Here is a 15,681-nt window from a genome sequence, read left to right on the forward strand (position 1 = left end):
CATGGCGGATGGTTGGCGTCAGATTTGGTCCGATTTTCGCGATAGCCTCAGAGGAAAGCCATCGAAACCGGACAGCGATCGCACGGTCGAACCTCCAGAATCGGCTGACAGCCGGGCTACGATCGCACCCGGTCCACCAATTGCCACTGCCTCGCCAAAACCTCCTGCGTCCGATCCGGCCGCAGCGAATTCGAGTCCCGATGACTCGGAGCAGCTCACCCGCCAATTGACGGAAAGCGCACCGTCGGAGACAGAATCGACGGCAGACTCAGATCAGGCTCAGCCGGCGCCAGCACGGCGACCGACACTGGGTCAGTATGTGGCGAGCATTTTCGCGATCACGACCATTCCCGCCGCGCTCGTCTTCTTCTCGTCGGACTATTTCGCCGACATGACACTCCCATCTCCTCCGGCCCCCAACGTCGTCGCGACATTCGAGGGGGGGCAGATAACCCTTGAAGACATCGAAGCTCACCTGAATGTGCTCTCGTCGTCCACCAGCAGCCCTGGTCCCATGTCGCAGGAGGCGGTTCTTGAGACGGTTGAAGATCTCGTATCCGATCAACTTATTCTCCGATGGGCAGCTAGTCGAAAGCCGGAAGCCGACGAGAGCTTCCAACATGCGATCAAACACATAAATGAAAATCTCAATCTCGAATCCTTCGCGGACCAGCTTCATACCGAGCGCATCTCAATCTCCGAGAGCAGCATCCGCGAATATTACGATAAGAACAAAGCGCGCTATGAAGGACGTAGCTTTACCGAGGTGCGCGATGAGATACGGCGGACCCTGGTTGCCGAGCAGGAACCCGCTTTTGTCGAAGACTATTTAGAGAAGCTGCGAACGAACGCATCGATCACTCGCAGTTTCGATCTCCTGGATGTACCAGCTCCGAGCCAGGAGGAGCTTGAGACCTACTACCGACAGAACATCGACCAATTCAAATTGCCACGCCGCGCCATCGTTGATGAACTGGAGTTTAGTGCATCACAATTCGGCCCGAAGGCCCAACAAGAGGCGGCCAGCGCCTTACTGGGCATCCAAGGCGGTGCAACATTCCAGGCGACAGCAGGGCGATTCTCGACGGCGCGTTTTTCATCCCGGGCGGAGGTGCCCGAAGGCAGCAAGAACCCCGATTGGGACAAAAACGTCTTCGCACTGGTTCCCGGGGAACTGGCGAGCGTGTTTCAGGCAGGCGGATCGTATTACGTCGTCCGCCTTCAGGAGGTCATGCCTGCAGGCGCAAAGAGCTTCGCCGAAGTCCGTCCGACAATCATGACAACCGTGCGCACGCAAAAGGAACAGCAATGGTTCGCGGACAACGGCGAAAAGACGCTCTTCACGATCAAGGGACAGCGCTACAGCCTTCGCGATTTCTACAAGGAATACGAGGAAGCCTCACTTCGCGACCAGTTCGAAGGGGCAGAGGGCCTCAAACGTTTGGCAAACGCGCTGATTGATCGCATGCTCCTGGTATCGGACACCTATGACAGGTTGCTCGACGTCGCAAACAAACCCCTTGCCGACGAAACGCGACTCCGTCTGCTGCGGCAAATGATGGAGCAGGAGGAGGTGGACGACCGGATCGAAGTCAGCGACGAGCAAATTCAAGCATTCTACTCCGACAATCGCGATCGCCTTGTGAGTCCTCCGAAGTCGAGAATCCGTTATGTCCGTATCGGTCTTGGCTCAAGCGAGGCGGACGTGAGTCGTGCACGCGAACGTTCAGACGAAGCCTATATGAAGCTGACCGGAGCTGTCCCGGGGCCGGACTTCGCCTCGGTGGCGCAAGAGTATTCCGAGGATGTCGAAACAGCTTCAAAGGGTGGCGAGTTCCCTGGTTGGATCGGCGAAAGCGGGGATCCCCTAAGCGAACTGATGAGCCACCCATTCCATGAAGCGATTCAAGACATGGAGCCGGGAAAAGTAGGCAAACCATTCGAGTTGGGAGGCAGCATCTACATCGTGGAAGTGACGGAACGAACTTCGCCGCAGCAGTTAACACTTGACGAGGCAAAGCCCTTTATCGAGGAGTACCTGACCAACCAACAGCATCGCTCTATGGCCGAGGAATTGCAGAGGCGGCAACTCCAAGAAGGCAAGGTGCAATTGTATCCGCAGGTTCTGGAAGAATATCTCACGCGCGCGGCCTCTCGGGACCAACCGACATAGCAGTAGCGAAGAATCTCTCAAAGCCGCTTGACCCTCTAGCTGCTATAGGTCCTATGACTTAGTCCCTGCGAGACAGGAGACATCGAGATGACCGCTGCAGCACGCCGCACCCGCTTTCGGGTTGAAGGCATGGATTGCGCAAGTTGCGCCGCCAAGATCGACAAAGCGGTCCGACGAATACCGGATGTCACAGATGTGAACGTATCGGTTGTTGCTGGCACCATGAGCGTTGAACACGGAGACAAGCTCGATCTCGACACACTGGCCCAAAAGGTCAACCGGCTAGGCTATAAGGCCACACGCCTTGGTGCGGTGAAGAAGTCGAAGGCTGCGGAGCCCGCCCAAGGTCAAGACCGAATGTCCGACCATTCGGACCATGACCACGACCACGCCGATCACGATCATTCGGACCATGACCATGCCGGCCATGCGCACGGGCCGGACGGCAAGCACGATCATGCCGACCATGACCACGATCACGCCGGACACGACCATTCCGGCCATGACCATGCAGGACATGTTCACGGGACGGATTACAAGCACGATCATGCTGATCGCGATCACGCGGGGCACAGTCATTCAGGCCAAGATCGCGCCGCGCCTGGTTACATCGAGGAGACTGCGTCGGCAGGCGCGCATCAGACCCGCTTTCGCGTCGCCGGCATGGATTGCGCGAGCTGTGCGGCAAAGATCGACACGGCAGTGCGCCGTATGCCGGATGTCACTGATGTGAAGGTATCAGTTGTTGCTGGCACCATGACCGTCACGCACGGGAGCAAGGCTGACCTCGACGAACTTGCCCGCAAGGTCACCAGCCTTGGCTACAAAGCCGCGCCGATAGGCCCTGCGGGACAAAAGCCGGCCACCGCCCCCTCAAACCATGTCCATGGGCCGGATGGTAGGCATGACCAGACACTGACAGGAAGCGGGATCACTACCGAGGCGCCTGATGCCCTGGAAGGCATGCACGGCCACGATCACGGGCCGCAGGACGGACCCTGGTGGAAAACATCTAAAGCGCAATTGACGATCATCTGCGGCATCGCGCTGGCCGTCGCCTTTGGGCTTTCGCAGGTTCTTCCGCAGACCCAGCCGTGGGGCTTCATCGTTGCAATGGCCGTCGGGCTCATACCAATTGCGCGACGCGCCTTGCTCGGTGCTGCAAACGGCAGCCCGTTCACAATCGAGACGTTGATGACGGTCGCGGCTGTGGGAGCCGTCATCATCAATGCGGCCGAAGAGGCCGCCGTCGTCGTCTTCCTGTTTCTTGTCGGTGAACTCCTTGAAGGGATAGCGACAGGCCGGGCTCGTGCGTCGATACGGGCGCTCGCAACACTGATGCCCAAGACTGCGCTCCTCGAGCGCGACGGTGCCACGCAGACGGTTCCCGCTGAAAGCCTGACGGTAGATGCTGTGGTGCTCGTTCGGCCCGGCGACCGTGTGCCCGCCGACGGCGTCGTGCTCTCCGGCGAAAGCGCGGTCGACGAGGCGCCGGTGACCGGCGAGTCGGTACCGAAGCGCAAGGAGCAGGGCGACAATGTCTTCGCCGGCACTGTGAACCAGGAAGGCGTGCTCAGGGTGCGTGTAACGGCAGCAGCGGCCGACAACACCATTTCCCGCATCATCGCATTGGTCGAGGAGGCCCAGGAGTCCAAGGCGCCGACCGAACGTTTTATCGATCGCTTCTCGAAATATTATACCCCGGGCGTAATGGTGGTGGCTGCACTGATAGCGATTTTGCCGCCGCTGCTGGCCGGCGCGGAATGGAACACCTGGATCTATCGTGGACTCGCAGTTCTCCTGATCGGATGCCCCTGCGCGCTGGTCATCTCCACGCCTGCGGCGATCGCCGCGGCGCTATCCGCCGGCGCGCGCCGTGGTCTCCTGATGAAGGGCGGAGCGGTGCTGGAGAATCTGGGCAAAGTCAACTATGTCGCGCTCGACAAAACGGGGACGCTTACCGAAGGCAAGCCGAAGGTCACCGACATCATCGGTGTGGCACGCGACGAGCGCGAGGTATTGAGGCTCGCAGCGGCCCTTGAGGCCGGATCGAGCCATCCGCTGGCGGTGGCCATCCTGGCAAGGGCGGAGGCTGACAAGGTTCCTGTCGTCGCCGCCACCGATGCCGGCGCTGTTGGCGGCAAGGGTGTGGTAGGGACAGTGGATGCGGTTAAGCTCTTTCTCGCTTCACCGCGCGCCGCGGCCGAAAAGGTCAAATTGGACCAAGGGCTGCTATCGCAAATCGCCGCGCTGAACGACGAAGGCAAGACTGTTTCGGTGCTGCTTGCCGGAACGGAGGTGGCGGGCCTCTTCGCAATACGCGACGAACCGCGAGAGGACGCCAAGACCGGTATAGCCGCATTACACGATCTTGGAGCCGAAACCGTCATGCTGACGGGCGACAATGAGCGGACGGCGAAAGCCATAGCCTCGTCGCTCGGCATGGAAGCACGCGCAGAACTGATGCCGCAGGACAAACAGAAGATCGTCGGCGAGATGCGCGCGAAGGGCAAGTTCGTGGCCAAGGTCGGTGACGGGATCAATGACGCTCCGGCGCTCGCAGCTGCTGACATTGGCATTGCCATGGGCAGCGGCACGGACGTTGCTCTGGAAACAGCCGATGCGGCCGTCTTGCATGGCCGTGTCAAGGACGTCGCCAATATGGTGGTGTTGTCGCGCCTCACCATGCGTAACATCCTCCAGAATATCACTCTCTCGCTTGGCCTGAAGGCCGTGTTCCTCGTAACCACGGTTCTCGGCGTGACCGGGCTGTGGCCCGCCATTCTTGCCGATACCGGCGCGACGGTATTGGTCACCGCCAATGCCATGCGCCTGCTCGCCTGGAAGGGGCTTCGTGAAACATGATGGCAGGCCTATGCGGCGAAGTGCGTAGTGGTCCCTATGACACGAAAGGGCGATAAAGCCGCGAAAGAAAAATAGTTGGAGGAAACCCATTGTCTTCCGGGTTCAAACTGACAGTGAAGCTCATTTGCATGTTGGCCGCGATGCTGCTTTCTACATCAGCTTTTGCACACCAATTCTCGCAAGGTGATATCAAGATTGGCCATCCGTGGTCACGGGTCACGCCGTCCGCTGCCCCGGTCGCCGGAGCCTATCTGACGGTGACAAATTCAGGGTCACAGCCCGACAGACTGACCGGCGGTTCGACTCCGATAGCTGATCGGATCGAAGTCCATCAGATGACCATGGATGACGGCATAGCCCGCATGCGTCCACTTCCCGATGGAGTCGAGATCGCTGCAGGAGCCTCGGTCGAGTTGGCGCCAGGCGGCATCCACCTTATGCTCATCAAACCCAACCAGCAGCTGATCGAAGGGAGCAGCTTCAAGGCGACATTGGAGTTCGCCCGGGCCGGGACCGTAGAGATCGAGTTTGTCGTGCAGAGAAACCCCACGGTGGAAACGGGCAGCGGCAATGAGCACGGCGGTCATACGCCGTGAGCGGACTGCGGGCCTTCCGGCTCATGGTGTGGGCCGCCATCGTGGTGCTCGGCATGTTCGTGATCGTGTCGACGCAACTATCCGGTGGCAGTCCGACCGGCGAGACTTCAAGTGGCACCGCGAAAGTCGGTGGGCCTTTCTCCTTGGTGTCGCATACCGGCGAACGCGTCGACAATCAGGCGCTGGCCGGTCGACCCTATCTGGTCTTCTTCGGATTCACCTACTGTCCCGACATTTGTCCGACGACGCTGTTCGAGCTAACGGACCTGATGACGGAGCTGGGACCTGTAGCCGACGGTTTCGAGGTTCTATTCATCACGGTCGATCCGGAGCGCGATACCCAAGAAGCCCTGGCAAGTTACATGACATCGTTCGACAGCCGGATCCTGGCGCTTCGCGGTACGGCTGCCGAGACAGATTCCGCGCTCAAGGCTTTTTCCGCCTACGCGAAAAAGGTCCCTTTGGAGGCCGGCGAGTACACGATGGATCACACCGCCGGCGTGTTCCTCATGAAATCTGATGGCAGCTTTGGCGGTATGATGGATATGCACGAGCCACGCGAGACGCGGTTGGAAAAGCTTCGTCGCATAGCAAGAGATCAAGTCACGGGTTCTTGATGGATGTTGAACAAATTGTCCAACGACGTGGTGGAGGAGCGCAATGGCTTATGGCTATTGTTCGCTTGGATGATCGCGGTAGCAGCAACGCTCACCGCCTTGTTCATTGGAGAGATCGTTGGGCAGACACCATGCAATCTCTGCTGGTTCCAGAGGATATTTATGTTTCCTCTCGCGATTATCTTGGGAATCGCGGCATTTCGGTCTGATTCCAGCATCAAATTCTATGCATTGCCACTCGTTGGATTGGGCGCGGCGATCGCATTTTTTCACACATTGATTTACTTCGGCCTTATAGAAGAAGCGATAATCCCGTGCACGCGCGCCGGACCATCTTGCGCTGGAGAAGCTATGACCATTCTCGGCAGCGTGCCCTTGCCGCTCGCTTCGTTGATTGCCTTTGCGGCAATCGGCGGGCTCCTTTTCCTGTGCCGCCCCGGAGTTTATCGATGAACCGTCGCCAGGTGATCGTCGTCTCCGCTGCCGTCGCCTCCACCATCCTCTTCGCGGGATCTGTGTTCTACTATGACCGTGTCGGTGGAAGTAGTGTCGAGGCGATCTCCGACGATGCCGGCCTCATCAGAGACTACTCGCCAGTCATCGGACCGGCCAGCGCCCCTGTCACCATCGTGGAGTTCTTCGATCCGTCATGCGAAGCCTGCCGCGCCTTCCATCCCATCGTAAAGAGCATCCTTGCACAATATCCTCAGGATGTCCGACTCGTCCTACGATACGCCGCATTCCACGATGGGTCGGACCAGGCATTAGGAATCCTTGAAGCCGCACGAAAGCAAAATCTCTTCGAACCAGTCTTGGAAGCTCTCCTGGCCGCACAGTCGGAATGGGCGCCCCATAGCGGGCCAGTCATTGACCAGGCATGGCAGGCTGCGGCCGCCGCCGGGTTGAACCTTGAACACGCGCGGCAAAAAGCCTCCTCGGACGAGGTCACCGCGGTGCTCATTCAGGAATCGAAGGACATCGATACGTGGCGCGTTGACCAGCCCCCAACGTTCTTCGTCAACGGCAGGGGCATGCAAACCTTCGGGTCACAGCAGCTCGTCGATCTTTTCGAGGGTGAAGTCAAGCTCGCTCAAGGGGCTCAATGACTCGCACGGTCCGGAGCGCCGCGTGCGAGGGTCTGCAAATCCACGGCGCACAAGAGAGGCAAAGACATTGACCCACGGCCGGCGCGTTGTAGCGATTGACGTCGCACGAGGACTGGCCATCGCAGGCGTCGTCCTGTTTCATATTGTGTGGGATCTGGAATTCACCGGCATCATCAGCGGTGTAGCACGACATCCCATCTGGCTTACTTTCGGACGAAGTCTTGCCGGAACATTCATGTTTCTTGTGGGTGTGAGTCTCGTGCTCGCACATCGCGATTCCTTTCACGTGAGAGCGTTTTACCGCCGTCTTTTCATCATCACCGCTTACGCGGTGGTCATCACGCTGGTCACCTGGTTGATTTTCCCGGAGAGCTTCATCTTTTTCGGGATTCTCCACGCAATCGCAGCCGCCACTGTTCTGGGCGTGCCGTTTCTACGCGCTAGCGTTTCGGCTTGTTTGGGCGCGGCCGGATTTGTACTGATTCTGCCGTTCGTTATGGATGCGCCGGCATTCAACACGCGGTGGCTGGCTTGGATCGGATTTGCAGAACGCTCTCCACCCAGCAACGATTTCGTCCCCATTTTCCCATGGGTCGGCGTCACGCTTCTGGGTATGGCAAGTGCAAAGCTGTTCGCAACTCGAACAAATCGAAGTTCTTTAGTCTACCACACGACGCAAGGATGGCTTACAAGGATTTTCGTCTGGATGGGGAATCGGAGCTTATTGATCTATATTATACATCAGCCGATACTACTTGGGGCAATCATCCTGCTCTCCTGGGCACTCTCTACTCAACACTGAGTGCATGATCTGTTTTGGCTAGAGGTTAGCCATCATAGGCCTAGGCTGACTTTCGGCGGTGTCGCTTTACGCTTAACCGTCAGAATGCGCTCTTTTCGGTGTCGCTTTCCATTTAATCATGAGAATTTGCTTGATAGGATTCTCAAATAAGGTGCCTTTGCGAGGCGTACCGATGTCTGCCGGCCTGTGCGGTGAGCTTCTCGGCTGCTTCGGTGAAACGGGTTATGTTGCCGCCAATCGTGTGACGGCGAAGCATGCGGAACATCCCGGGTCCGGCACTTCTACCATGGCGATGCCCGCGAGAGAGGCGCTCTCAGGCGGAGTGGCAGGATTGGTCGTGCAGGCGTGGGGAGATTCGTTCGATCCGCGACGAGGACGCGATCGAGATCGGGATTGATGGCGCCAAGGACGCGGAAGAGATAGAGCTCCTACTCGGGCGAAACGGGGGAGAATATCCGCCGCATGAGCACAAGACGGGCAATCTCGATCGATGAAGTCCAACGTAGGACACCGTGCTCGATCTCATTGTCGAGCAGCTTCTCGCCCCGAATGACCGCGCTGTGATACTGCCGGATAGGGGAGGGGACTGAGCGCCCCTCCCTGTCTTGAAGGAAGTTCCCGCAGCGAAAGCTTCTGATCCGCCAACCCATCAGTTGGTTTCGCAGCACGGGCAGGGCGCGGCTTAGCCGACGCTGGCGCCCGGATCGGGCAAGGTGAAGACCGCCTCGCTGTGGGCCTATGCCCGCTACGATACCCCTTCGGCGGCAGCGCGCCGCCAATGGTCACCTACAGGTTCGAGGACAGCCGGGGTGGCGACTGCTTCGCACGACATCTGGCAGGCTATTGCGGCATCCTACAGGCGGATGGCTATACCGCCTACAATCGGCTCGCCAAGGCCGAGAACGCCACTGACGCCGTCATACCCGCGGGTTGCTGGGGTCATGTCAGCAGGAAATTCTTCGAGCTTCATGTCGATGAGAGTTCGCCCTTCGCCACGCGCACGGTAGAGGCCATGGCGCCGCTCTGGCAGATCGAGGAGCATATCCGCGGACAAGGGCTCGACCAGCGCCACACGGTGCGCCAGGAGCGTTCGGTCGCTATCGTCCATGAATCTCTTTGAAGCCTGGGAACGCGAACTGCCGTGCCTGTCGGGCAAGTCGAAGCTCGCCGAGGCAATCCGCTATGTCATCAGCCGGCGAACGGCGCTGAAGCGCTTCCTCGCCGATGGTCGTATCGAGATCGACTCCAACATCGTCGAACGAACCATCCGACCGCATTCCATCACCAGAAAGAATGCGCTTTTCGCTGGCTCCGACGGAGGCGGCAGAACCTAGGCTACCATCACGACACTGCTGACAACAGCGAAGCTCAACGTCGTCGACCCTCATGCCTAGCTGAAGCTCACACTCGAACGTCTCGCCGCCGGCTGGCCCAATCGCAAACTTGACGCCCTCATGCCATGGAACTACGCGGCCACCCGCTGAACGGCCCGGGCTTCGCGCTTACCCTGTTCAGGGTGAACTGCTCGAACCGACGGGCAAGCTGGACGACGTCGTTGAGCACCTAACTCGCCTCGTTGACGCCGAAGCAGATATCCGCCCATAGTGGCCAGCACTACCGAACCGGTCGCTCGATAGCGCTGGCGGCATTCGACGACTGATGAAACGGTTAAGGCGATCGCTGGCCTCGACTCTCGATCCGTTGGCCCATCCCGCCGCGAAGCTGCCGCAGCGCGAGGCCACCGAGCGTGTCGACTCCCGCAAAAAACCGCCGCAACTACGCGGTCCCGAAGGCAATTGGGCAAGGCTTTGTCATGCTCGCCGGCCTCCGTCCGGCCAGCCGCTTGAACTAAATCGGGTATGCAATAGGAATAGTAATCGTTCCCGATAGCAGAGGAATGCTCAAGCCTCTTATCCCAATAGTGACAACCTATTTTCTGAGTTTCCTGGCCGCGATCGAGTTCGCTTGGTTGGAGGCGTAGCTGCCGAAATCGCGAGCTCTGCCCTCGCGTATGAGGCTGACCCAGACATTTGGATCTGTTGATGACTGGCGTTTCAGAAACTGGATTTCAGCCTCCTGCCACGGAAGGACTCTTGGTTCGACATTGTCAAGGATGAAGTCCCCCATGTCGGTAATCACGGTGAGCACGGCATGCCCCCCACCGTTTGCATCTCTTCCAACTGTCATTGAAAGAGCGCCGAGCGGAATGCCAGCTTGTTCGTTGAGGATCTTCCGCTTAAGCAGGGCGTAGTCTTCGCAGTCGCCCACGCCGTCAGGATATACCCACCGTTCTTCTACGCCAAATATCTCGGGATCGGTTCTTGGGATTATTGATGTGTTGACTTCTGAATTGACACTGACGAGCTGCTTCCAGCGATTTGGCGTCAGATTGACGCTGCTACCTTGCGCGGTTCTCTCACACCGTTCCGCATATCGTTGACAGTACTCATAGTAGCCTATCGGAATCGTCGTCGATCCGAATGTAGCCATACTCGTGGTTGCCCGTTGATCCGGATTCAGGTGAAACGCATTTGCATTAGCGGACATCGCCGAGACGCCAAGCATAAAAACAACGACTGAGAACTTCAACATAGACCATCTCCCCGTGGTTTTGGTACACGAGTAGCCTAGGAAAATTCTTCCAAGATACGTCCAATTTTCGAATGTGCATTTGAACCAAAAGCTTCATTTCGCGTAGATGAAATGTAAACTGCTTTCAGCCAAAGGTCAGCGCTTCGACTTCCATGCGCCGTTCGGCTCACGGAAAACACAGACCTTCATCGCCGGCTTGCGCAGTCACGGCCGAACCGCGCCATGGATCGTGAACGTGCCGATGAACGGCCTCATCTTCGAGACCTAGGTCGACACCCAACTGGCTCCGACGCTATCGCCAGGCGACATCGTCATTCTCGATAATGTCAGCTTTCACAAAAGCAAGAAAGCCGAGCAAATGGTCAGGTAGAAGATTCCTGGATCCTCCTCCTGCCGCCCTATAGCTCCGACCTCAAGCCCATCGAGATGGTCTTTTCCAAGCTGAAGGCGCTGCTGCGAAAGCACGCAGCCTCGATGCCATCAGCAAGGCTCTCGGAGAAATCGTGAATTTCTTCTCCGCCACCGAATGCCGAAACTTCTTCAAGGCCGCAGGCTATGAGGCCCAATAAATGGGACACGCTTCAGTATCTGAAGCGTCAGTCTTGAGAAGATCTGAATCGATGGGTAAGCCTCGTGAATGTGGGCGACGAACTTCTGATGTCCTCCGCCAGGAAACACGCGCCCTCCACGGCGGACGCCAGCGTAAGCAGATAGATCGCGGTGCCGCCGTAAAGCATCTCAAGGTTGTTATGACCAAGCCCGAGGCACACCAATCGAAACGCCGACGACAACGCCAGGTAGGCAATCGGTACGATCAAAATAAAGTACGTCAGGCGCAAGATCATAGAAAACGGGCTAGTCCAATCAGGGTCGCCTCATCATCCCACTGCCGCGCACAAGACGCCACTCAAGAGTGAGTGATTGGGTGGTGATCAATGTCGACGGAAGTTACGGACTGGTTAGCTTCTGTGCGAACATGCCTGAAACTTATCCAGTAGACGGTAACAACGAAGGTTACCAGAACACCACATATCACCCAGTTCCTACAACGTCTACTTCGGGAAAGGATCTGGGATTCTTGGGGGGTAAGGCATTCCGATGCTTCAGGCATGGCGATGGCAAAAAACTTTCCCTGTGAACGAATTAAGTCTCCCCGATGCCTAGAAAATATTCAATAGGCCGGGGAGCTTCGGTGGCTGCGGTTGTTTGACGCTTAGCGATGCCAATATAGCCGGAACCACTGCGTCAAGAGTCCGCGCGGCTCGATGTCGCGTTGCCAGATCGTTAGTCATCAAACAACCTCCTTGGTCGAGACGATCAGAGGAGCTCATTACCATGAGACATCGCTCGCAAAAAGTTTGGCCTGTGATCGCCAGTGCTGGGATATTAGTTGCTATGACAGGACTCGTAGCGTATTCACCTACTCTATACCGAATGTTTTGCGACCTGACAGGTTATGGCGGGACGGTTCAACGATCGGTCGATGGATCGATGCCGACCGCGACAAGCAACGAGACGGTCCAAGTGTTTTTCGATGCAAATGTCGCGCCGGACCTTCCCTGGGAGTTTCGCCCTGAGCAACGAAGCGTAGAGACAAAATTCGGTGTACCCACCAAGGTCTATTATTACGCAAAAAACGTTTCTAACGAGACTGTCGTCGCACGGGCGACGTTTAACGTCACACCGTATCAGACAGCTCCTTTTTTCTTCAAGATCGAATGCTTCTGTTTTACGGAAGAGAAGTTGGGGCCCGGTCAGAGTGCACGGATGCCTCTGGTTCTGTATCTCGATGAGCAGATGCTGAAAGATGAAGACGCGCGTATTTTCCGTGAAGTGACGCTGTCTTACACCTTCTTTCGACAGAAGAATCTGTCATATCAGGAAATCGAAGCGGCACGGGATCTTTCGAAAGGGTCTGACGAGACGGACCAGCGCCTGACGACGTCATCAACTCAGGAGTTTGATAATGATGCACCGAGAAGATAGCCCGATGAGCATACGGCAATCGCAATACTGGAACGGAGTTCGGTCGGATGCGACATCGGCATTCAAAACCTGGTCATGGTTCAGTCGGTCGCTATTCTTGGGCATCCTTCTGGCAGTTCTTGTCGCAGGCGGCGCGTCTGCTCACAGCTACAAACTGGGCCAAATCTCAATCGGCCACGTTTGGTCACCGCCGCCGTTGGGAGGAGTTGTCAGCATACCGGTATATGGAGCCATTCTAAATCAAGGGACGGAAAAAGCACATTTGATAGGGGCGGAAACATCCGTCGCCGAGACTGTGAGGTTCCGTGTCGATGCAGGCGGCACGGAACTTTGGCCCACCCGTATCACGCTCAGCCCAGGCAAGCCGCTGGGACTTGCCGCGTGGCGCGAGCATATCTGGATTTCAGGACTGAGGAAGCCGCTAAAGCCTGGCGACACATTTGATCTGACGCTCGATTTCGGAGAAAAGGGCAAAGTTAATACGATGGTTATCGTCGAAGAGGAGGCTGGTCACTAGACTAGTTGACGAGTTGGGTATGGCCAACTGGCGGCCCTATCGCGATTAGCATTTAGTGCGACATTCAGTAATGTTCTGTCTCTTGCAGGCAACCTCTCATTTCTGTGCTTCTTTGCTGCGAGGAAATTCGTTGGCGGAAACTTTTTTTTAACTATGATGGTTGGACTCTGCCAAGCGTTGCCGAAAAGGGCCCGCGTAGATAAATATGGTTGTCGATGATGTTCACCGCTGTCAGAATAGGGGGAGTCACGCTGGTTGCGCTCCTTTTGAGCGCGTGCGTTTCGACTGTCCTCGATGTTGACGGTAAGGCAGCCCGTGCAATCCCCGCAATGCTCGTGGCAGAAATGTCGCGCAAATCCATGTCGCCTTCCGCGCCGATCCTCGTACGGATTTTCAAGCAGGAGAGCGAACTTGAGATATGGAAACGGGATCGCAGCGGCAGATACGCCCTTCTCAAGACCTACCCGATGTGTCGCTGGTCCGGAAAGCTCGGCCCGAAAAAGCGGGACGGGGACCGCCAGGCTCCTGAAGGGTTCTATGATGTGGCCGCGGGAATGCTGAACCCGAACTCCCAGTACTATCTGTCGTTCAATCTTGGTTATCCGAACAGGCTCGAAGCAGCACTCGGCTATACAGGGGAATCGCTTATGGTGCACGGAGCGTGTTCTTCATCGGGGTGTTATGCGCTCACCGACGAAGGGGTTGCCGAAATCTACGCGGTTGCTCGTGAGGCGCTGAAAGGTGGCCAAGGGTCGTTCCAAGTCCAAGCGTTTCCGTTTCGGATGACGCCGCAGAACATGGCCAAACATAAGAACGATTCGAACTTTCCGTTCTGGACCAACCTGAAGCAAGGCTACGACATATTTGAGGTAACACGCCGGCAACCTAAGGTTTTCTATTGCGAAGGACGCTACGTCTTCGACAGGGAGCTCGAAGGTGGAGATCCACAGGACCCTTTGGCGTCATGTCCGCCAGCACTGATCGCTGCTGATCCGTTGGTCGCTGGACGGCAGCAATCCGATCGCATCGCTATGGACGATCTTCTTTCGACTGGCAATGTGCTTTCCGCACATGCCTATGCCGACGGAGGCATGCATCCGAGCTTTCGCAAAATGCTGGAACGCGGCGGGCAGTCCGCTCTCGCCAAGCGAACCTCGCTGACATCAGTGCCGATCAGCCGTCCCGATGCTGCATTGGCCGACCCTCACTCGCCGGATGAGTGATGCGATGGGACGGACACTACTCGCCTTCCTGATGCTTTGTTTCGTCGGTCTCCACGTGGCGCTGCCGACGGCTACGACCAGCGAGCAGTCCGTCACGATCGTGTCGCTAGTCGCGGGGGATGCGGTGGGCGGCAGCAATGACAACGCCGCACCTGTTTCACCCGACGCGGCAGCGAAGTGCCATGACGGGTGCAACTGGCTTGCGGAATGGCATGTACCTGACGTCGGTGGAGTACCTCGATCGCTTCCCGAGAGGCTTACGCGAGCGATCCGTCCCGGCCTCATTTCTCTGGATTTCCCACCGCCCCGATAATTTCTCGAAGCGAGAGCGCGCGAGCGTTGCGCCGATCTGGCCACGCGCCGGATCCCGCAGCGTGATGCGTGTTCCTTCCTTTCGGCTTCGCTTGCCCGGCAAGCACCGGACTTTCGATGATTTATTGCGAGTGGAACAGTGACCTCAAAAGACTTTCGTACGACTCCTTCCCGCCGACAATTTCTAGGCTTGGCTGCGGCGGCCGCTGGCGGACTGACCTTGCCCGCTTGCTCGACCACGGGAGGCTCTGGCGGGGCGCCGGCGCCCGAGAAACCCGCCATCGACCCATCCCATGTCTCCATGTATCGCGCCATGCCGGAAGAGGATTTCCCGATCCCAGCCGTTGACCTGTCAAAGCTCAAAAAGCGCTTCTACAGGCAGTTGGTCGACGACCCGACCGGTGAGCGCCCCGGTACGATCGTCGTGGATACAAGAAATTTCTTTCTCTATCTCGTCCGGCCCGGTGGCAAGGCCATGCGTTACGGCGTCGGTCTTGGCCGGCAGGGGTTCGAATGGTCGGGTGAAGGCGTGATCCAGTGGAAGCAGCGGTGGCCGAAATGGACGCCTCCAGCCGAGATGATCGCACGCCAGCCGGAGCTGGAAAAGTGGAGCGCGGAAAACGGCGGCCAGCCGCCTGGCCTCAAAAATCCGCTTGGCGCGCGAGCGCTGTACATATTCCAAAATGGCGAAGACACACTTTATCGTCTTCACGGGACACCCGAATTTTGGACCATTGGCAAGGCGGTTTCGAGCGGCTGCGTCCGGTTGGTGAATCAGGACATCATCGACTTGTACGACCGCGTCGCAACGCCGACCCCCATCATCGTTCGAACCGGAACAAATGCACTTTTCTAGCGAGAGGCCCCTTGCATCTCAAGGGGCTAGAGCTTG

At 57.6% G+C, this 15,681-nt stretch carries 12 protein-coding genes and 1 pseudogene; 12 read left to right on the top strand and 1 reads right to left on the bottom strand.

The genetic code is table 11. The features are described from left to right. Position 1 precedes the first annotated feature (1 nt). The 8 genes and pseudogenes from LC343_RS23210 to tnpC all read left to right on the top strand — a co-directional run. Positions 2-2,173, top strand: a complete 2,172-nt coding sequence (locus LC343_RS23210) for a peptidylprolyl isomerase (protein ID WP_223479544.1) — start codon at positions 2-4, stop codon at positions 2,171-2,173. An 87-nt stretch (positions 2,174-2,260) separates the two neighbouring features. Beyond that, complete coding sequence (locus tag LC343_RS23215) at positions 2,261-5,038, top strand: heavy metal translocating P-type ATPase (protein WP_223479545.1); 2,778 nt, start codon at positions 2,261-2,263, stop codon at positions 5,036-5,038. Positions 5,039-5,127: 89 nt separating this feature from the next. After that, on the top strand, positions 5,128-5,634 hold the full coding sequence (locus tag LC343_RS23220) for a copper chaperone PCu(A)C (RefSeq protein ID WP_223479546.1): 507 nt from the start codon (positions 5,128-5,130) through the stop codon (positions 5,632-5,634). After that, positions 5,631-6,251 (top strand): SCO family protein, encoded by a 621-nt coding sequence (locus LC343_RS23225; protein WP_223479547.1) that lies wholly within the window; start codon positions 5,631-5,633, stop codon positions 6,249-6,251. The genes LC343_RS23220 and LC343_RS23225 overlap by 4 nt, the downstream gene beginning before the upstream one ends. 15 nt (positions 6,252-6,266) lie before the next feature. Then, complete coding sequence (locus LC343_RS23230) at positions 6,267-6,704, top strand: disulfide bond formation protein B (RefSeq protein WP_223479548.1); 438 nt, start codon at positions 6,267-6,269, stop codon at positions 6,702-6,704. After that, the gene (locus LC343_RS23235; protein WP_223479549.1) at positions 6,701-7,357 is read left to right on the top strand and encodes a DsbA family protein; all 657 of its coding nucleotides are present in this window, start codon (positions 6,701-6,703) and stop codon (positions 7,355-7,357) included. Before LC343_RS23230 ends, LC343_RS23235 begins: the two co-directional genes overlap by 4 nt. Before the next feature lie 67 nt (positions 7,358-7,424). Beyond that, positions 7,425-8,159, top strand: coding sequence for a heparan-alpha-glucosaminide N-acetyltransferase (locus tag LC343_RS23240; RefSeq protein ID WP_223479550.1), 735 nt, complete (start codon positions 7,425-7,427; stop codon positions 8,157-8,159). Between the two features lie 686 nt (positions 8,160-8,845). Beyond that, positions 8,846-9,643, top strand: a pseudogene (tnpC, locus tag LC343_RS23245) (IS66 family transposase); the annotation flags it as partial. A 445-nt stretch (positions 9,644-10,088) separates the two neighbouring features. Here the strand turns inward: tnpC and LC343_RS23250 are convergent. Further along, a complete protein-coding gene (locus tag LC343_RS23250; protein ID WP_223479551.1) occupies positions 10,089-10,751 on the bottom strand; it encodes a transglutaminase-like cysteine peptidase in 663 nt (220 codons plus the stop codon). Between the two features lie 1,335 nt (positions 10,752-12,086). On the opposite strand from LC343_RS23250, the gene LC343_RS23255 reads away from it, so the two are divergent. The 4 genes from LC343_RS23255 (at position 12,087) to LC343_RS23270 (ending at position 15,645) form a co-directional block, all read left to right on the top strand. After that, positions 12,087-12,737, top strand: coding sequence for a cytochrome c oxidase assembly protein (locus LC343_RS23255; RefSeq protein WP_223479552.1), 651 nt, complete (start codon positions 12,087-12,089; stop codon positions 12,735-12,737). A 4-nt stretch (positions 12,738-12,741) separates the two neighbouring features. Continuing rightward, positions 12,742-13,254, top strand: a complete 513-nt coding sequence (locus tag LC343_RS23260) for a copper chaperone PCu(A)C (protein WP_223479553.1) — start codon at positions 12,742-12,744, stop codon at positions 13,252-13,254. 215 nt (positions 13,255-13,469) lie between these two features. Beyond that, positions 13,470-14,477 (top strand): L,D-transpeptidase family protein, encoded by a 1,008-nt coding sequence (locus tag LC343_RS23265; protein WP_223479570.1) that lies wholly within the window; start codon positions 13,470-13,472, stop codon positions 14,475-14,477. Positions 14,478-14,928: 451 nt separating this feature from the next. Further along, complete coding sequence (locus tag LC343_RS23270) at positions 14,929-15,645, top strand: L,D-transpeptidase (RefSeq protein WP_223479554.1); 717 nt, start codon at positions 14,929-14,931, stop codon at positions 15,643-15,645. Positions 15,646-15,681: the final 36 nt, after the last annotated feature.

Source organism: Oricola indica (assembly GCF_019966595.1).
In the GTDB taxonomy this organism is placed as follows: Bacteria; Pseudomonadota; Alphaproteobacteria; order Rhizobiales; family Rhizobiaceae; genus Oricola; species Oricola indica.